Source organism: Natrinema hispanicum (assembly GCF_900111485.1).
In the GTDB taxonomy this organism is placed as follows: domain Archaea; phylum Halobacteriota; class Halobacteria; order Halobacteriales; family Natrialbaceae; genus Natrinema; species Natrinema hispanicum_A.
In genome coordinates this window covers 1-18,139 of record NZ_FOIC01000040.1, presented here as the reverse complement: position 1 = coordinate 18,139, position 18,139 = coordinate 1, and the positions used below count along the sequence as shown (strand labels likewise).

Genomic DNA, 18,139 nt, shown 5'->3' with positions numbered 1-18,139 from the left:
CCTCGTTGACCGCGTAGACGAGGAGAACACCTCGAAGACGTGTTCGTGTTGCGGGCAGATTCGGGATAGCAACCGCGTGGAGCGTGGTCTGTACGTCTGTTCGTCGTGCGAAACGACGATGAACGCAGACGTGAACGGTGCGGTGAACATTCGGAGAAAGATAACTCAGAGTCCCCCGACCGGGGATATGAGTAACGGCTGGTTGGCACAGCCCGGAGTCTTCCTGTTCGACCGTGAGAGCGGACGGTTCACACCGAGAGAACAGGGAGTCTGCAAACCCTAATATCCCAACGCTCGGGATTCCTCCGGGTTCAGCCGGAGGAGGATGTCAATGAGCGGTTGATCCCGTAGTTGAGTGACGCGATTCACGCCCGCCGTGAACGGCGGGATTCTCTCGCTGGTTAAAGATAGGAGCCGTGACGAGTTGGATGAGCCAGTGGCCCAACTGTACAGCTTGAGAACGAGCCTCGTGTCACGAATAGGAACAGCAGACGACCGCTGTGATCGAACCAGGGACTCTCACGGGTCACAGGCACATGGGCAGCAGTGCCATGCTCGCGCGGACACACACCGGGTTTCCGGTGAAACGGTACGAACAGCCGGTGGCCGTTTTTAGCGACGCTGTCGAACGCACACCGGGTTTCCGGTGAAACAAGCAGGGAAAGATCGAAACCTCGGACGTGTATCCACCAAACAAGGAAAGCACCCAACGGCACGGGGTATCGAACCGTAATAGTAGGAGAAAGTCGAAATATATTGCTATTGTTAGCTACCTAATAGCATTTCTTGCTCAAAATAGGAATATATAAATTGTTCATATGAGTAAAGTCCATTGAGTGAATTAGAAGTACTATAATAGATATCGATTAGATATCACTGCAATCGAACCGACGCTCTCTCACTGACAACCCGTTTCGAGTACGGTCACTGAATATCGAACACCATCACTGAGTACGACGGCAGCCTCGAGCGATAATCGGGGCGATAACGTGTCTGTTGTCGCGGAATTTCATATACATCCTCGTGTCGTACACCGGGTTTCCGGTGAAACAGTGACCGCGTAACCGCCGCTTCGACTGCACCCCACAGTGGATTTTTGCTGTTTCACCGGAAACACGGTGTGTGTGTCGGCAGCCGTCGACCGACTCTCACGGTCACCGACTGATGGCGTCTCGTCTCGATCGAATTATCTAATCGGCCGCGTCTCGCCTCCTTGCGACCGTCTCAGTGGAATTCAGTCTTGCCTTCGGATCGTCGCCGCCAAACGGAACAGCTATTTCACCGGAAACACGGTGTCCCTCTATGTCGAGTTCCGGCGACGATCTGTTCACCCGCGACGATCCAATCTTCGAGAACAAAGAACTCCTCGAGATCAACCATCTCCCCGAAGAGGGTCGGATCGTCGGCCGCGACGACGAGATTTCGGAGCTTGCAAACGCGGTCAATCCTGCGATCTTCGGTCAGAGCCCGAGCAACCTGCTGATCTATGGAAAGACAGGAACTGGCAAATCCCTCTGTGCGAAGTACATCTCGGAGCGGCTGGTCCGCGTCGCGGGGGAAGAAGGCATCACGTCGGCGTTCGCTTACGTCGACTGCGCACAGGACAACACGGAAACCCAGGCCGTCCAGACGATCGCTCACACGTTAAACGAGCCAGCGGTTACCGATATCAGAATTCCTGACAAGGGTCTCAGCACGTCGACCTACTACAAGCGCCTCTGGACGGTGTTAGACACCCAGTACGACGTTGTCCTCGTCATTCTCGACGAGGTCGACAAACTCGACGACGACGACATTCTCATGCAACTCTCGCGCGCGGGCGAGGCCGGCAAGCTCGAGTCGTGCAAGATCGGCGTCATCGGGATCAGTAACAAGATCAAGTACAAGGACCGGTTGGACGAGCGGGTCAAGTCGAGTCTCTGCGAACGCGAATTCGTCTTTCCCCCGTACGACGCAAACCAGCTCCGGGAGATCATGGAAGCCCGCAGCGACGCATTCAAAGACAGTGTCCTCAAGCCCTCGGTTATTCCTCGCGCCGCGGCGCTTGCAGCTCGCGAACACGGCGACGCCCGCAAGGCCATCGACATCCTTCGGTACGCCGGCGAGATCGCTCAATCGAACGGTAACGAGACCGTTCAGGAAGAGTTCGTGGTGCAGGCCCGCGAGCGGGCCGAAACGGACCGCTTCCGGGAACTCATTCGCGGCTCGACGCCACACTCGCGGTACGTTCTGCAGGCGCTTGCAGTCCTTTCGCTCAACACGCCCGAGGAAGACGGGTTCCGGACGACGAAGATCTACGACGTCTACGAGGAGATCTGCCGACAGGAACGGTCTGATCCGCTCTCCCTGCGGCGGGTTCGAGACCTGCTCAAGGAACACGCCTTCCTCGATATCTTAGAGCAGGCCCGCCGGAGCGGCGGCAGCGCCGAAGGCAGCTATACCGAACATCAGTTGCTCGAGGACCCCGAGGTCGTCCGGAAGGTGCTCGTCGAGACCGACGACGCCTGAGCACCGCGCTCATTTCGCGTTACTCTTGTGTCGCCACGCTTGATTCCAGCACCCGTATTGTCGGCCTTTCAATATCTCTCCCAGTCGATTTCACCGGAAATGCGGTGTCGTGACTCGCAGGTCGGTCGAGACCTTCCCCGCCGTGTCACCGTCCAGTTTCCCAGCCACGCGGTGTGTCGTTCAGTCGCTCGACACCGTCGTCGGTGACGACCACGAGATCCTCGATCCGCACGCCGAACTGCCCCTCGAGGTAGATCCCCGGTTCGACGCTGAAGACCATCCCGGGCTCGAGCTCGCGGTCGTTGCCCGCCGCGATGTAGGGCGGTTCGTGGACCTCGAGGCCGACGCCGTGGCCAGTGCGGTGAACGAAGGCATCACCGTAGCCAGCGTCCTCGATGACCGATCTGGCGGCGCGATCGATCGAGCCTGCCGTGACGCCCGGCTCGATGGCGTCGATCGCGGCTTGCTGTGCGTTTCTGACGGTCTCGTGGACGCGCTCGTACTCGGCGGGTGGATCGCCGACGACGATGGTGCGGGTCTGATCGCCTGGATACCGGCCAACTCCCATCTCGAGAGCAGCCGACACGAACGCGCCGAAATCCAGCACGATGGGATCACCGGCTGTGATCCGGCGCGACCCGCTGTGATGGTGCGGGCGGGCACCGTTCGGGCCGGCAGCGACGATCGTCTCGAACGCCGGCTCGTCGCCGCCTTCCGCGGCGAGCAGCCGATCGATCTCATTGGTGAGTTCCGATTCCGTCGTGCCGATCAGTTCGTCGCCACGCTCGCGAATCTCGAGTGCGACGCGATCCGCAAGATCGCCAGCGCGACGAAGTGCCGCGAGTTCGACATCGTCCTTGCGGATTCGGAGCGGCTCGAGGACGGTACTGGCGAGCCCGAACGTCGCGTCCGGGAGCAGGGAGCGAAGATCCTGCGTGAACGTTGCCCACATCCGGTCGTCGACGAGGACGGTCACATCGTTTGATTCCTCGAGCGAGTAGCTCGAAAGCACGCGGTCGACACGCTCGAGCGGGTCATCCACGTCGGCCCAGCAGTGCAGTTGCAGATCCGCGATCGGCAATGCGGCGAGTTGGGCCTCGTACATCGCTGGCGCGACGATCACGGGATCGCCGTCTCGGGGGACGAACAACAACAGGTGTCGTTCCGATGGTGATTCCGCGAAGCCGGTCAGATAGGTCAGGTTCGGGCTCGGAAAGCAAACCGTCAGATCGGCTCCGACGTCGGCGAGCCGATTCTGACAGGCCTCGAGTCGGCGCTCGAACGGCGTCATGGGGACGGGTTCACTCGAGCGAGCAATTAACATTTTGTTACCGCCGATTACGATCCCGATCGTCACAGTGCTCTAGCGACCCGTATTTCGGCAGACTCTCTCCGCGAGCGGACAGTCTACCATCCGTGGGGACTAGTGGGAACCTATTAACCTCCCAGCGAGCGCAGGCCGCGAAGCAACCAGTGGAGAGGCTGTGCTGTTTCAGCGAATGCGAGTTCCAGAGCGGTTGCCGACGACGACTGTGTCCGCCCGACAGTATCGAACTCGAGCCAGCGACCGCGGACGAACGGACGACGCGTCCGGGGACGACGGCCCGAACTGTCCCGGGTCGCTGATCGTCGTCTCGAACCGCCAGCCGTACCGCCACGAGTTCGAGGACGAGTCGGTGTCGGACCCCACGAGCAGCGACGAGGGCTCGTCGCTGGGGACCGACGGCGGGCTCGCTCGCCCGAACGCTCAGCGATCGATCACGGTCGACGAGCCGACCGGCGGGCTGACTGCTGGCCTCGATCCAGTCGTGCAGGAAACTGACGGAACCTGGATCGCCTGGGGCGACGGCGACGCGGACTTTGCGGTCACGGACGACGATAACTGCGTGGCCGTCCCACCGGACGAGGAGGCCTACACGCTGCGCCGACTCGACCTCTCGGAGGAGGCGGTCGATGCCTACTACTACGGCTTTAGCAACCGCGTGCTCTGGCCGCTCTGTCATGGCTTTCCGGATCTGATCGAGAATCGACCGACGGATTTCGAGTGGTATCAGAGGGTCAACGAACAGTTTGCCGAGGCGGTCAGCGAACACGCCGACGAGAACACAGTGGTCTGGCTGCAGGACTACCATCTCGCGCTCGCGCCGCGGTTGATTCAGGAATCGATACCCGACAGCGCGACCGTTGCTCACTTCTGGCATATCCCGTGGCCGACACCGACGACCTTCCGGCACTGTCCCGGTGGCGGCCATCTCCTCGAGGGATTGCTCGGCAACGACCTGCTCGGGTTCCACGTCGAGGGGTATGCCGACCGCTTTCTCGACTGTGTCGACCGGTTCCTCCCGGCCGCTGACGTCGATCGGACCCGACGGACGATTCGCTACGACGGGCAGACGACCCGCGTCGTCGCGACTCCGATGGGGGTCGATGCCAAAGCATACGACAGTGACGCACGCTCGACCGACCGCGACCGCCTCACAGCGCTGTTCGAGGAGTACGGAATTCCACAGGGAACGACGCTCGGACTGGGGCTCGATCGCCTCGACTATACCAAGGGGATTCCGGAACGACTGGCAGCGCTCGAGCGATTCTTCGAGCGGAATCCGGGCTGGCGCGGCGCGTTCACGTTTCTCCAGAAGGCGACGCCCTCACGGACCGAAATCGGGACCTATCAGCAATACGGTGATTTCGTCCGCAGCGAGGTCCAGCGGATCAACCGCCGCTTCGGGACCGCCGACTGGCGACCGATCGTCTACACGGAGGACGTCCTGCCACGGGAGGATCTCTGTACGCTCTATCGCCACGCCGACGCAATGGTAGTAAGCTCGCTGGTCGACGGAATGAACTTGGTCGCCCAGGAGTACGTCGCAGCGAGCGTCGACGGCGATGGCGCGTTACTGCTGAGCAATCGAGTCGGTGCCCACGAGCGGCTCGGCTCGCACGCGTTGACGATTGACCCCGCCAACGCAGCGGGGATTGCGGCCCAACTCGAGTACGCGCTCTCGATGTCGGCGCACGAACGCCAGCGGCGGCTGAACACACTCCGCCAGCGCGTCTTCAGCGGCGACATCCAGTCGTGGATGGCGACGCAGTTCGACTGGATTAACCGCGTCCATGATAAGTCCGGCCGAACCGGCGGGCGCACGGACTCGGAGTCCGATTCCCGAGAGCCTACGCCGCCAGTGTGACCGATGGAGGCTCCTGACACAGCATCACCGCCGCAGCCGCTCGAGGAGCAGTGGCCACGGGTTCGGGCGACGATCGCCGACGCCACTGGTATCCTCGTCTGTCTGGATTTCGACGGGACGCTTGCCCCGATCGTTGAGGACCCCGATGACGCGACGCCGACCGAGCGCAATCAGGAGGCAGTGACAACGCTCGCCGACACACCCGGGGTGACGACGGCCGTCGTGAGCGGTCGGGCCCTGTCGGACGTCCGCGAGCGCATCGACGGTCCGTCGATTTACGCTGGCAATCACGGCCTCGAGCTCGCCCGTGGGGGAGATGTCACCGTCCATCCGGTCGCACGCGAGCACGCCGCCCGTATCGAACGACTCTGTGCCGTCCTCGAGGTCGCTCTCGCGTCCGTGCCGAACTGCCGGGTCGAAAACAAACGCCTGACTGGGACGGTCCACTTCAGAGCCGTTCCATCGGCAGCCGTCCCGACCGTTCGCCGGCTCACTCACGACATCGTCGACAGCGTCGGTGGCGACGCCCTCGAGCTTTCCCCCGGTAAGCAGATCCTCGAGATTGGCCCGGATTTGGCGTGGGGGAAAGGAGACGCAGTCGAAGTGGTCGCTGCCGACGAGCCCTCCGAAACGGCCGTCATCTACGTCGGTGACGACGTCACTGACGAGTCGGCGTTCCGAACCGTCGAACCGGACGGACTCGGTATCAGAGTCGGCAGCGACGAGCCCTCGAATGCGTCCGCTCGTGTCGCGTCGCCGGCGGCCGTCGCGGACTTTCTCTCGTGGCTCGGCTCGACCGGCGTTGACTTGCTCGAGTGAGCCGTACTGTCGAGCTTCGAGCGGGTGAAACTGGCGGGGCTTGCTCCCGAAGACACGGCGGGTCATCGGCGCAGCATACATGAATGATGGTAACAATTACCAGTTCCGATTAACCTGTTCGAGCCGAAAGTATTAGTTACCACTGGAAATATAGTGCGGTACGAGAGTGAACACACGTGAAACTCCGCCAACCAACTGATTTCCTCATCCTTGAGGCGCTCGAGGACAAGGGCCGCAACGTCGCAACGAATCTAGCTTCGCACACAGGAAAAAGCCGGAAGAACATCAACACGAGACTCCCAGTGCTCGAGGATTATGGACTCGTCCGTAAAATCGGCCCCGCAGAGCGGTCCGGGCTCTACGAAATCACCTCGATGGGAAAAGCAGCACTGGTGTACCAGGATCAGTACGACGAAGCCGACGACTTCGAAGCGCTCATCGAGGGGCCAAACGCCAGCGCCGATGCAGATGGAGACGCGCAGGCGAGTTTCGCCCGTGGTGACACGGACAGCGACGACGACGAGTGACGAGTGGGTACGGCCCAGGTTCGGCAACGGGCCGAAACCGGATGCCTCGAGTGGGCTCGATACAGTTTCGTTCTCGACGTGGGGCGACTGACTGGTCAGAGAGCGACATCGCCGTCGTAGCTCGCGAGTTCTCGACGAGCGCACGACGAAAAGCTGAAGCTCAGTGCTCGGTGCCGACCGTTTGTGTCGGGAATCGCCGTCCCACAGTGTGAGCGATCGTGATCGTACGCAGGATCCCACGCATAGCTGCTGAGCATCGGCGTCGCGACGACGGTGTCGCCGTCGACAAATGCGGTGCCATGTTTGTGACCGAGGCCGAGTGCGTGGCCGATTTCGTGGAGGAGGACGTGCATCGTGTGTGCCGGCATCGTATTCGGCGAGATCGATCGCGGCCCGTCGTCGACGAGCGTTTCGAACGACTCGAGGGCAGCGATATGTCGCGCTCCACCGACCGATGCGACGTGTGGAACGCCGTAGCCGGTGGGTGCTGTTTCCATGCTCCCGTCCGTGACCAGCAAGTTGACGTCTGAGGCCGGTTCCACCTCACGGCCACCGAGGGCACCCGTCGCGACGGCCATCGGCCACTCGCCGCGGCTGGTGAGGCGAGCGGCGTCTTCACTCGAAACCGAGACGGTCCCACCGATCGAGATTGCGAGCGTCCAGTACTCGAGCGAGAAGGTCGCGGTGAGATACTCGCGGATCCGCTCGGCGACGCCGTCGTATGTCGCGGCCTGTTCGGAGAACCAGACTCGAACCTCGAGCGTGTCGGCGGCACCACGTGTCGTATACGCGAGCGTGGCGAGCGAGAGCGTCGAGCCGACCGTGCCGAGGAACGCGCGGCGATTCACGAGCGCGAGTTTCACAGCACGGAACCAGTTTCTATGGCTGAATTTGATCACACATTAAATCACCGCGAGGCAGACACCTGTCCGTGGACGACCGGCACGTGATGGCCTATGCCGACGGCACACGCCGAGTATCGACAACACGGGCACGACACCCGGAAACGCGGATCTCGCGTCCTGCTGGGAGCTCCTCGGGTTCGATCGGGACCAACAGGAGTAACGCGTCGTCGTCGGTTTCGACCAGTCGTCGGTGCGGCGTTCGCTGTTGCATGCAAAACGCCCACTCATCGGTCCGCAGCCGGTGACGAACCTGCCAGTCGGTGTAGTATCGACCATTCGACCCTTCGAACACAGTCTCGAACGGCAGTGCTACCACGGCTATCCCACCTCCCACGATTGGGCGACTGCTGTCGTCTCGGACATTGCTATAGGATTGACTGACTGTCACGCGTATTGGCCCTCGGGTTCATATAGCCGACGTTTAAACATCCATGACGGTCTTCGAAGAGTGGAACTCTAGCTTCCGTGATAGTCGGCCAGATCAGTACGTTCTGCCGACGGCAAACAGGCCACGAAACCGATGCTAACCGGCTGTTCGAACCGGATCACACGCTCTGACGATTTCTGATGATCCATCACCGAACAACTGTTGTCAGACGGGTGTGCTGGTGTCCAGTGACAACAGACAGTGTCAATCAGTACTAGTACCAGTACCGGTGCTGTCCTCGAAAAATTCTCCGAGAATCGAGTTTAGTCCCTTTCGGAGATGCTGATGCATCGTCGGTGGTGAGATGCTCATCGCCTCGGCGATATCCTCGCCGGTACTCTCTCGCGGCCAGTCGAAGAACCCACCGTAGTAGGCGAGTCGTAACGTCGTCAGCTGGCGGTCAGTGAGTTCATCGAGAATCCGGGACCGGCGCTCGGCTGCCGTCCTGACTGCCCGATCGACCTCTCGTCTGGCAACGAGCTCGGCGTTTTCGTAGACGACAGTCAATGCCTCGGCGATCTCCCGGATGTTGGCGTCCTGTGACACCTCGATCAGACAGGTTGCAACACCGTCCTCGACGGTGACGTCCCGAATCGTCGACCCGTGGTTTGCGAGCGTGCGGACGCCCGATCTCGTAAGCCGCAACTCGATCGTACAGCGCTCGTCGCCGTCGTGAATGAGCCGACACTCCTTGACGGACTCGTGTGTCGTCGCCTCCTCGAGGACCGTTTCACCGTCCAAGCCGTCGACGGTGACATACTGGAAGAGACGCCCGCCCGACGTCGTGCCAGCCCACTCGAGCAAGCCCGTACAGTCGTATTGCTCGGAGAGATCGAAGCAGAACGTGTCGCCGCCGTCGATCCGAAACTCGAGTTCGACGACGGAGTCGGCAAAGAGTAGCTGGCGGTTTTTGACGGCCATGATGGTAAACCCGATCGTTTCGCCGAGCAGTCTGAACTCGGCTCGCTCGCGCTCGCTGAAGGCATCATCGCGACTCGCAAGCACGGTGAGAACGCCGTAGGTCGCGTCTTCGTGTGTGATCGGAACGACGATGCCGGATCTGACATCGTCTTCGCGGGCCGCCGCCCGGAGTTCTCCCGGAAGCGACTCGTTCTCGGTGATGCTGTTCGTCGTCCGTAACTCGCCCGTTCGTGCTGCCTGCGCGACCGGGTTCTCGTACTCGCCGGTACAGTCACGAACACACTCGAGGATGGTTTCGGCGTCGCCCGCGCCGGTCCGGTATGACAGCCGGCCATCGCCGGTCCGTTCGGCGATCCACGAGCCACAATACAGGTCCGAGTCGACGAGTTGTTCACAGACTTCGCGTTCGATGGTGTCTCTGGCCGGTGCCTCGACAAGCGTCTCGATGACTTGTCTGACGACCGCGTTGATCCGGTTTAACGTCTCGAGTTGGTCCTGTCGCGAGCGGAGTCGTCGCTCGCGCTCGACGCGTTCGGTAATGTCTCGTGCGAGCCAGACCACGGCACGTCGTCCCTGAATCCGCTCGTCGATCGGAACGACGCGGGCCTCGAACTGGCGGCGGCCATCGGTGGTGTCCGTCTGGTACTCGATCGACTGCACGCCGCCAGTTTGGATCGCTCGGTCGAGACAATCCTGCAAGTCCGCTGCGACCGAATCGGGAAACGCGTCCTCGAGCGTGGTGCCGACTAATTCGTCGGCGGGAACGGTGTAGAGATCCGCCGACTCGGGACGGACCTTCGCCTCGAGATAGGTGCCGTCCTCACCGATGACGAACGCTTCATCCGGGAGTTCGGTGGCGAGGATATTGTGGTACTGGCTGTCGCCGTCATCCGATCGGCCGCTGGTTTTGGATTGGACCGTCGAGACGATCCGATCGATCGGATCTTCGTCGCGCTCTGTCGGCACGTATTCGGTCGCGTCAGCACGGAGTGCCACCGTCGCGAGTCGCTCGCTGCCCTCGTGGGGTGCAACGATCGTCGGCACAGCCGGCAGGTCGGCGTGGACACGCTGTAACAACGACTGGATGTCGCCCGGCCGGTCGAGTTCGAGCACGACGGCACTCGGCGTGATCCGTGCCGTCTCGCTGACGGCTGCTGTGTCTGTCGTACTGGTGAGTGCCGAGTCCTCACTGTGTTCCGCGCTCGTTTCCACTCCGCCGTCGCCTTCGGTGTCGGCGGGCGTCGTCATCGCCTCGAGGGGACACTCGCGATTACGAACCGTGCGCACGTCGTGCTCGGTCGCCTGTTCGAGCCGTGGTCGAAGACGGCTCTCCTGGGACCGGGTGTCGATCACGATGACGATCGGTCGCGAGCACTGTCTCTCAGTCATTCATATCGCTCCGTCCGGCCAGTCCGCATCTGTTCTCTTCTCTCACAACTACGCTATGGAATAAAAAGCCTGCTGGTCACCGGTTAGCTCGCTTGCCCACCAACGAGAAGCCGACAACGGCTGTCCGTGGCCTATATTTCGTCTTGCTTTTTGAGCTCCCGGAGCAGGTCGTCAACGAGGGACTCGACATCGTCGTAGGGGAAATCTCCGCCCGTGGTCTTGGTGTTGAGTTCCATCGCGGTCATCGAGAAGTCGCCAGACTCGAATTTCGTCCCTGGGCCGTCGGGCAACGCCGGGACGAGATCCATCGGACTCGAGACCGGATAGTCTGCACCTTCGAACGCGTCGATCATCTGCTCACGGAGTTCAGCTTCGTCTACCATGACAGTCCGTCCTTTTGCGCGAACCCCAATAACTCTGCAGGAAGACACGAACTGAAACTCGAGCCGTGATCGGCGCGTCGCTGTGCGTCTACGTCGGATCGGTCACGTCCGACAGTTCGCTATACTGTTGGGTTTCCAACCTGAACGAGATTGGCGAAACAATAATTAATGAGTACCGACCAGTCTAGGGAAATGGCGAAAGATACCGTCAGGTACCCCGACGACGTGGTCGAAGAGATCGACGCACTCGTCGAAGACGGTATGTTCGAGAGTAAGTCCGAGTTCTATCGGTTCTCCGCGGAGTACGTCCTCACGCTGATCAACGACGATCACGACGTCAAGACGTTCAACTTCGACGAGATCCAGGCCGAACTCGATATCAGCGACCGCGATCATGCCGAAGCGCTCGGGACAGACGGTGGCACGTTCTTCCTCGACGCCGTCATCAACGTCCGCAAACACGGACTGCGCGGCAACTACGAGGCCGCCGAACGCTTCATCGATACCCACTACGACGAGACCGACCAGGAGTGTATCATCCTCGAGGAACTGCTCGGCACCTACCGCGACGGGTCGTAGTCGTCTGCCGTCTCTGCTGGCTCGTCTCGCCGGCTATTTTTCACTCGTCGAACGGCTCGCCAAGCGCCGCCAGATCCACGTGTTCGCTGACGAGCCGTGCTGCGCGATCGTACGGCGTTGGCCCGGTCGTATCCGAGTCCGCCGACGGTGACGCGTCCGTCCCTGCTCCCGACGGCCAGTCGACCCCCGCCGTCGCCGCGACGTGTTCCAGAAACGCCGTCCGAACCGATTCGTTGTCGAACAGGCCGTGCAAATAGGTTCCGAGCACCTGCCCTTGGGCCGCACTCGAGTCGCCCAGCGGCCGGTGGACGTCCTCGAGCGCCTGCGTCCGGCCCGCATGGATCTCGTACCCTGATGCAGGCCCGTCGGCACCCGCAAGCAGCGGTGACGCAGCTTCGTCAACGGGAACCGACGTCTGCTCGAGGCGTTTGTCCCCCTCGAATCGGGTTTCGACCGGCAGCAGGCCAAGGCCATCGACGACATCGTCCGTGCCCGTTCCCTCGAGTGCGGCGTTGGTGATCCGCTCCCCGAGCATCTGGTAGCCGCCACAGATTCCGACAACCGGGCCGTCGAAGGTCGCAAGCGCATCGGCGAAGCCAGCCTCGTGGAGTGCCAGCAGATCGTCGACCGTGTTCTTCGTTCCTGGGATGACGACCGCGTCGGCGTCAACGTTCTCGAGTGGATTTTCCGGATGCGCGTCATCGACCGGCACGTAGACCACCGAGACGCCGGGTTCGTCCGCCAGCGCCTCGAGATCGGTCGCGTTCGAGATCCGCGGCAGCCGGGGGACAGCGATCCGGAGCCGTCGGTCGTTAGGAACGCCATCCTCGTCGCCGACGACGCCCCGCTCCTCGCTTCCAGGGAGGCCGACGCTGTCCTCCTCTGGGAGGCCAGGATCGTCGTAGGGGAGCACGCCCAGAATCGGCACGCCGGTTCGGGATTCAATCTCCTCGATGCCGGGCTCGAGCAGCGACGGATCGCCACGAAACTTCGTGATAACCGCGCCGACGATGCGGTCGCGAAGCGCGTCGGGGACGAGTTCGATGGTGCCATAGAGGCTAGCAAAGGCCCCGCCGCGTTCGATGTCGACCAGCAGAAGGATGTCGGCGTCGGCGAACTCGGCAGTCTCGACGTTTGCGAGGTCCCGGTCGTGGAGGTTGATTTCGCCGATGCTACCCGCGCCCTCGGCGACGATCACGTCGTTGTCGGCCGCCAGTCTGCGATAGGACTTTTCGGCGGCCTCGCGTGCTTGATCCCAGTACTCCTCGTAGTAAGTCCCAGCGGGGACGTGATCGTGGGCCTCGCCCTGCAGGACGAGCTGGCTCTCACCGTCGCCGCGAGGTTTGAGAAGGACTGGGTTGCAGTCGGTGGTCGGGGTCATGCGGGCCGCTCGAGCCTGAACGAACTGGGAGACACCAATTTCGCCCCACCGATCGTCAGTGGCGGTGTCAGTTTCATCACCTTGTTTGCCGTCCGTATCCGGCCGAACGACGACACGCGCGTTGTTACTCATGTTCTGTCCCTTGTACGGCGCGACGTCGACCCCACGGTCGGCAAGCAATCGACAGAGGCCGGCCGCGACCGTCGACTTGCCGACGTGGCTCGCGGTTCCGGCGATCAGAATCGTCTTCGTCATTCGGCGTTCCCTCGGACGATTTCGCTCAAGTGGCTTCGACGTATCGGTTCGTCCGTCACATCCGGTACCACAGCAGGTTCCAGTAGACGAGCACCCAGCAGATAGCGACGCCGGCGATCGCGACAGCCGTGTAGTGAAGCCGGGCCGGCAGTCCCCACTGGCGCTTGTACCACGCGTGTGCGGCCAGCCCGACCGTCAGGGCGGTTCCGATCGCCCCGAGCAGCGGCACCACGAGCAGCAGCCGAAACCGCAGCGGATCACCGAGCAACAGCCCGGTCGGATCGGTCGCGAGGATCGCCGCGAACGCGACGGCGAAGACGAGAAACGCCCCACTGGTTGCCCCCGCGACCCAGCGGGCGTATCGGAGCGGCGGCTCGGTTCCCTCGAACGCGCCGGCCTGCCCACGGTAGCGTCGCCAGCCGGCAGCAAGTGGCCAGCCGACCACCGTGGCAAGGAAGACCAACAGTGAAATCGCGAGCACTGCGAGGTGGACGATCGGCGTTTCGCGTCTCGAGAGCCGTTCGAAGGCCGTGACCGGAGTACTGTCGAGAAAGAGATGTGTGATCTCGCCGTCGTCCTCACGGAAGGCGAGCCGATCCGTCCCGTCGACTTCCGTAAACAGGAGCGGTTCGACTTCCATCCACCGTGTCGTCTCGCCGCCGAGGGATTGAGTGATAAGCCGTCCATCGTCGTCGACCGAGACGGAGATCGTCGAGGGGAATCCGAGGAACTTCTCGGAGGTCGTATACGGAATCCGGTTCGAGCGGTAGGTGCCGGTGATCGCATCAGCTCGCTCTGGCGGGCCGTTTGGCTCCGGCATCTCAGACTCCGATGCTGCGTCCGCGACGTACTGTTCGAAGAAGGCGTCGACGAATTCCGGTCTCGCCTCGAGTCCGCCCACGCTGTTGTACGAGACGAACACCCCCACGTCGTGTTCGGGAAGTAGGAACAGGAGGCTGTGGAACAGCTCGGTATCGCCGCCGTGACCGACCACGCGGATACCGTCTCTGCTCATCTCGTAGAAGCCGAAGGCGATCCCGTTGAGCCGCTCGTCGTGGCCGAATCGCCGCCGATGCATCTCCGCGACGGATTCTGCCTCAAGCAGTCGCCCATCGTCAGTCGCGCCGTCCTGCAGGAACGCCCGTACGAACGACGCCATGTCGGTTGCCGTGGCGCTCATCGCCCCCGCAGGCGGGATGCCGACGTACTCGAACTCGCCGTCGGTACGGCCGTCGGCTCCGTATCCCTTCGAGAGATCGTCCATGAAGTCGTCCGGAGCCGGCTGGTCGAACGTGCTTCGATCCATCGAGAGCGGCTCGAAGATGTCTTCTTCGACGACCGTCTCAAATGACGTGCCGGCGGTTTCGGCGACCAGTTGACCGGCGAGCGCCGACCCGTAGTTCGAGTAGGCCGCGAACTCCCCCGGCGGCCGGACCCGCGACGGCTGTTCAGTTCGAAGCATCTCCGCGAGCGGCCGCAGCTCCGCTTCGTTCCGGACGAACGTCCCCCGGACGCGTTCCTCGAAGCCAGGGGTGTGTGTTGCGAGGTGATCGAGTCTGATCGGCTCGTCGTACGTCTCGGGAAGATCGACTGCCTCGAGCGTCGCGTCGACGTCTTCGTTGATTGTGAGGTCACCCCGTTCGACCGCCTGCATGGCGGCAGTCCAGGTGAACAGTTTCGACACCGAGCCGATCCGGAAAAGCGTCTCATCAGCGTCGACCGGTGTTTCGGCACTGATATCCGCGTAGCCGTACCCCTTCGAGAACTCATCGCCGCCATCGACGACGGCGACCGTCGCGCCCGCGATGTCGTGGCTCTCGAGGTGTGTCTCCATTACGCCGTCGAGAAACGCCTCGAACGCGTCGCGATCGGCAAGGGGGTTCACTTGCTGCTGGATCTGCCTCCTTGCTGTCTGAGCTGCGTTGACCGTGGGCGCGGCCACCGTTGCACCTGCGGCTCCGATGCCCGCGAGGACCGATCGCCGCGTCGGGTCGGGTCGACTCACGGATTCCGCCACCTGTCGACACAGACTCCGACTCGCTCGATAGCGCTCACGGCCGTCGGTTTGTCCTCCCGGCAAATAGCTCATGATGATAACTCCCGTACCGTGAGAGTCACCGGTCGTCACTCCCGGCGATACCGCCGCTCCCAGCGTGGGCCGGCGCGACTCGAGAGGACAACTCCGATGACACCCATCACGACCCCGCCGACGCTGAGCGCAGCAGCGAGTTCGATGGACGGCGGGACGACGACGAACCCGGCGACCAGCGTCGGCACGAGGGCGACGGCGACGCCGACGGTAAAGGTCGCAAAGCGAACGGCATCGAAGAGGAACTCGTTGGGGTCGAAGCCGGCGATGTAGACCGTCAAGCCGTAGTAGTACAGCGCGTAGCCAGCCAGCAGGATCGCGCCGACGACGGCATCCAGAAGCGTCGCCTCGAACCAGATAACGGCCGCGAGATAGGGCACAGCGACCGTCGGCGCACCGACGAAAATAAAGGCGATCCGCTTGGCCCGGAAGACGTCCGCGATCGAGACGGGATAAGCGAGGTAGGCCTCGAGCGAGTCGAACTGGGTCAGCCAGTTGTAGGTCGTGAACGCCGAGAGCCCGAGGACACCGCCGAAGAAGATTCCCGGTGCGGGCGCAATCCCGGTGATCGAATCGACGACGCCGACCAGCGCGGCCACCAGCGCGAGCAGGATCGATGCCGAGACGAACGGTTTCCAGACGCCGCCCGAGGAACGCGCGAGATCGAGTAGTGACTTCGTGACCAGTGGCGCGTTCTCGAAGGGGAGTGCCCCACTAAGCCAGGCAAAGCGATCGGTCGCGGTCCGCGAGGGCCGACCGTACGTCGGATCGTAGACCGCAAGCGACACTGTCGCGACGACGATGGTCCCGATGGCCAGCCCGCCCGCGGTGATCGCGGAGCCGCGTCCCGGCACCAAGACGGATTGAACGGCACCGAGGCTGCCCGTGGCCCAAATGCCGACGACGGCGAGGCCGACCGCCAGCCCGATAGCCCACGGCGGCACGCCGCGAGTTCGGATGGCGATTAGCCCGACGGTCGTCGCCATCCCGGCCGCGAAGACGAGACAAAGCGATAGCCAGAACAGCCCGACTGCGACCGGCGTGGCGGCCGAGAGTCCTGTTAGGGCTGCGCTCGAGAGTGCCATCGGCAGCACGAATGCAACGCCGTAGAATAACGCGTCCTTCAGGAGAAAGACGCCGAGCAACCGCCGCCGCGAAAGTGGCAGTGTCTGTGACGAGGAAAGTAGCAGTGACAGCCGGCCGAAGACGTTCTCGAGCATATCCGAACCCGCGAAGCCGGCGGTGCCGCTATAGAGGCCGAAGGCGACGGCGAGTGCGTGCAGGCCACCGACGATCGTTCCCTGCGCGGTCCCGGTCTCGAGTAGCGCGACCGTCCCGCTCACGGCGAGGGCGGCGATGACGAGCGGAAAGAGTGCAAAGCGCCACCCGCCGAACAGTTGGGTGTGCATTCGCCACTCTTCGCGGAAGAGCACCGCGAGCAGCCGCCGGGTCGAAAGGCCACCTCCCGCATCCGTCCGATCGCTCGTCACAGAGCCAGTCATGAGCCCAGGTGCTCGAGCGTCGGCGTATCTCGCGTCTCTTCGGCCTCGACACGTTCGAGAAAGAGCTCGAGCAGCGATCCCTCGCCCTCATCCGCACCGTCGTCGAGCGAGCGTTCGGTCACGAGCTGACCGTCGGCGACGATGCCGACGCGGGTACAGATCTCCTCGGCGACGTCGATGTTGTGTGTCGAGACGAAGACGGCGTTGTCGCCGGCCGCATAGGAGACCAGGAACCGCTTGACTTGCTCCTGGACGAGCGGATCGAGGTTCGCCAGCGGTTCATCGATGAAGACGACATCCGGTTCGTGGATGAACGCCTGCGTGATCATCACCTTCTGTTGTTGGCCCCGGGAGAGATCGGTATGCAGCGTCTCGAGCTTGCTCTCGAATCCCAGTCGCTCGGCCCACGCCGCCGTCTGGTCGGCAACCCGGTCAGCCGAGAGATCCCGTACCTCGCCGACGAACTCGAGGTACTCACGCGGCGTCAGAAAGCTCGGCGGCGATCCCTGTTCCGGCAGGATGCCGACCTTCCGGCGCGTTTCGAGCGGCTCCGTCGCCGGATCGGTCTCGAGGACACGAACCGTTCCCGCGTCTGGCCGGACCTGGCCGGTTAGCGTTCGGATCGTCGTCGTCTTTCCGGCCCCGTTCGGGCCGAGAAAGCCGTACAGTTCGCCGCGCTCGACGGTAAATTCCATCCCGGCTACTGCCTCGACGGACCCGTAGGACTTCTGCAGTCCGTCTACCCGAATTGCTCCCATTGAACGCCGAACCATTCACAGGAACTGATATTAACTTCTACGCTCTTGCGTAGTTCATTGTTGATTTCAGAGTGTTGCTCGAATAGCGTGTTTGAGTGCGTCTCGTCCCGGTTTTCGATATAGTTCTCGGCGAAGCTGGAACGCTCTGAGATACTGTGTCAGCTTATCTTTCGAGATACCTCGATGCGGCGAGAGCCACCGTCGCGTCAGCGACGCGTGGCTCTCGCAGGTATTGACGTGGACCTCTTCGTCGGCGTATTCACCGTCACCGTGGACGACGTATTCACGGGTGAATGCGTCGTCCGCTTCGAGTGGCTCGTACGCTCGAAAGCCGTCAGTATAGACAGTCAACGATTCCTCTTGGCGGTCTGCCAAGAGGAGTCGAATCGTCGATTCATCCGCGGCTTTCGCTGGAATCACGTACCGCTGTCCCGTACCGCGATCAGCGAGAATGAACACGGGTGGCTTGTCACCATCATATGTTCCGCGCCCACGCGTGGACAGGCCA

At 62.4% G+C, this 18,139-nt stretch carries 16 protein-coding genes; 6 read left to right on the top strand and 10 right to left on the bottom strand.

Annotation, left to right across the window (positions count from 1 at the left end; translation table 11 throughout):
* On the top strand, positions 1-283 hold a 283-nt coding region (locus tag BSG09_RS18125), incomplete at its 5' end, for a zinc ribbon domain-containing protein (protein WP_139246273.1).
* Positions 284-1,302: 1,019 nt separating this feature from the next.
* Positions 1,303-2,508 carry a Cdc6/Cdc18 family protein gene (locus tag BSG09_RS18120; RefSeq protein WP_092935659.1) on the top strand — a complete coding sequence of 402 codons (1,206 nt, stop codon included), beginning with the start codon at positions 1,303-1,305 and terminating at the stop codon, positions 2,506-2,508.
* Positions 2,509-2,653: 145 nt separating this feature from the next.
* Here the strand turns inward: BSG09_RS18120 and BSG09_RS18115 are convergent, their stop codons facing one another.
* The gene (locus tag BSG09_RS18115; protein WP_092935657.1) at positions 2,654-3,799 is read right to left on the bottom strand and encodes a M24 family metallopeptidase; all 1,146 of its coding nucleotides are present in this window, start codon (positions 3,797-3,799) and stop codon (positions 2,654-2,656) included.
* Between the two features lie 208 nt (positions 3,800-4,007).
* Here BSG09_RS18115 and BSG09_RS18110 point away from each other — a divergent pair, with 208 nt between their 5' ends.
* From BSG09_RS18110 to BSG09_RS18100, 3 genes are all read left to right on the top strand, one after another.
* Positions 4,008-5,696, top strand: a complete 1,689-nt coding sequence (locus BSG09_RS18110; RefSeq protein ID WP_092935655.1) for an alpha,alpha-trehalose-phosphate synthase (UDP-forming) — start codon at positions 4,008-4,010, stop codon at positions 5,694-5,696.
* Positions 5,697-5,699: 3 nt separating this feature from the next.
* Positions 5,700-6,515 (top strand): trehalose-phosphatase, encoded by an 816-nt coding sequence (gene otsB / locus BSG09_RS18105; RefSeq protein WP_092935653.1) that lies wholly within the window; start codon positions 5,700-5,702, stop codon positions 6,513-6,515.
* Positions 6,516-6,691: 176 nt separating this feature from the next.
* The gene (locus BSG09_RS18100) at positions 6,692-7,042 is read left to right on the top strand and encodes a winged helix-turn-helix domain-containing protein (protein ID WP_092935651.1); all 351 of its coding nucleotides are present in this window, start codon (positions 6,692-6,694) and stop codon (positions 7,040-7,042) included.
* A gap of 95 nt (positions 7,043-7,137) precedes the next feature.
* Here the strand turns inward: BSG09_RS18100 and BSG09_RS18095 are convergent, their stop codons facing one another.
* The 4 genes from BSG09_RS18095 to BSG09_RS18080 all read right to left on the bottom strand — a co-directional run bounded on the left by BSG09_RS18095 (position 7,138) and on the right by BSG09_RS18080 (position 11,067).
* Positions 7,138-7,905: a peptidase M10A and M12B matrixin and adamalysin gene (locus BSG09_RS18095; RefSeq protein ID WP_254799204.1), complete on the bottom strand. Its 768-nt coding sequence runs from the start codon at positions 7,903-7,905 to the stop codon at positions 7,138-7,140.
* A gap of 91 nt (positions 7,906-7,996) precedes the next feature.
* Complete coding sequence (locus BSG09_RS18090) at positions 7,997-8,263, bottom strand: hypothetical protein (protein ID WP_092935649.1); 267 nt, start codon at positions 8,261-8,263, stop codon at positions 7,997-7,999.
* A gap of 315 nt (positions 8,264-8,578) precedes the next feature.
* Positions 8,579-10,684, bottom strand: coding sequence for a bacterio-opsin activator domain-containing protein (locus BSG09_RS18085; RefSeq protein ID WP_092935647.1), 2,106 nt, complete (start codon positions 10,682-10,684; stop codon positions 8,579-8,581).
* A gap of 131 nt (positions 10,685-10,815) precedes the next feature.
* Entirely contained in the window at positions 10,816-11,067 is a 252-nt protein-coding gene (locus BSG09_RS18080) for an MTH865 family protein (RefSeq protein ID WP_092935645.1), read from the bottom strand.
* A gap of 192 nt (positions 11,068-11,259) precedes the next feature.
* On the opposite strand from BSG09_RS18080, the gene BSG09_RS18075 reads away from it, so the two are divergent.
* The gene (locus tag BSG09_RS18075; RefSeq protein ID WP_008011840.1) at positions 11,260-11,646 is read left to right on the top strand and encodes a ribbon-helix-helix domain-containing protein; all 387 of its coding nucleotides are present in this window, start codon (positions 11,260-11,262) and stop codon (positions 11,644-11,646) included.
* Between the two features lie 40 nt (positions 11,647-11,686).
* Here the strand turns inward: BSG09_RS18075 and BSG09_RS18070 are convergent, their stop codons facing one another.
* The 5 genes from BSG09_RS18070 to BSG09_RS18050 all read right to left on the bottom strand — a co-directional run.
* A complete protein-coding gene (locus BSG09_RS18070) occupies positions 11,687-13,282 on the bottom strand; it encodes a cobyric acid synthase (RefSeq protein ID WP_092935643.1) in 1,596 nt (531 codons plus the stop codon).
* Positions 13,283-13,337: 55 nt separating this feature from the next.
* Positions 13,338-15,287: a beta-lactamase family protein gene (locus BSG09_RS18065; protein WP_254799203.1), complete on the bottom strand. Its 1,950-nt coding sequence runs from the start codon at positions 15,285-15,287 to the stop codon at positions 13,338-13,340.
* Positions 15,288-15,406: 119 nt separating this feature from the next.
* Complete coding sequence (locus tag BSG09_RS18060) at positions 15,407-16,873, bottom strand: hypothetical protein (protein ID WP_092935639.1); 1,467 nt, start codon at positions 16,871-16,873, stop codon at positions 15,407-15,409.
* Entirely contained in the window at positions 16,870-17,631 is a 762-nt protein-coding gene (locus tag BSG09_RS18055; protein WP_092935637.1) for an ABC transporter ATP-binding protein, read from the bottom strand. Before BSG09_RS18055 ends, BSG09_RS18060 begins: the two co-directional genes overlap by 4 nt.
* Positions 17,632-17,697: 66 nt before the next feature.
* Positions 17,698-18,139: IS1595 family transposase (locus BSG09_RS18050; protein WP_139246272.1), on the bottom strand; the 442-nt coding region annotated here is incomplete at its 5' end.

Coding starts and splice junctions, on each gene's coding strand:
- BSG09_RS18115 (WP_092935657.1), bottom strand. CDS start 3,799: ATGACGCCGTTCGAGCGCCGACTCGAGGCCTGTCAGAATCGGCTCGCC.
- BSG09_RS18060 (WP_092935639.1), bottom strand. CDS start 16,873: ATGACTGGCTCTGTGACGAGCGATCGGACGGATGCGGGAGGTGGCCTT.
- BSG09_RS18110 (WP_092935655.1), top strand. CDS start 4,008: ATGCGAGTTCCAGAGCGGTTGCCGACGACGACTGTGTCCGCCCGACAG.
- BSG09_RS18070 (WP_092935643.1), bottom strand. CDS start 13,282: ATGACGAAGACGATTCTGATCGCCGGAACCGCGAGCCACGTCGGCAAG.
- BSG09_RS18055 (WP_092935637.1), bottom strand. CDS start 17,631: ATGGGAGCAATTCGGGTAGACGGACTGCAGAAGTCCTACGGGTCCGTC.
- BSG09_RS18075 (WP_008011840.1), top strand. CDS start 11,260: ATGGCGAAAGATACCGTCAGGTACCCCGACGACGTGGTCGAAGAGATC.
- BSG09_RS18085 (WP_092935647.1), bottom strand. CDS start 10,684: ATGACTGAGAGACAGTGCTCGCGACCGATCGTCATCGTGATCGACACC.
- otsB (WP_092935653.1), top strand. CDS start 5,700: ATGGAGGCTCCTGACACAGCATCACCGCCGCAGCCGCTCGAGGAGCAG.
- BSG09_RS18120 (WP_092935659.1), top strand. CDS start 1,303: ATGTCGAGTTCCGGCGACGATCTGTTCACCCGCGACGATCCAATCTTC.
- BSG09_RS18080 (WP_092935645.1), bottom strand. CDS start 11,067: ATGGTAGACGAAGCTGAACTCCGTGAGCAGATGATCGACGCGTTCGAA.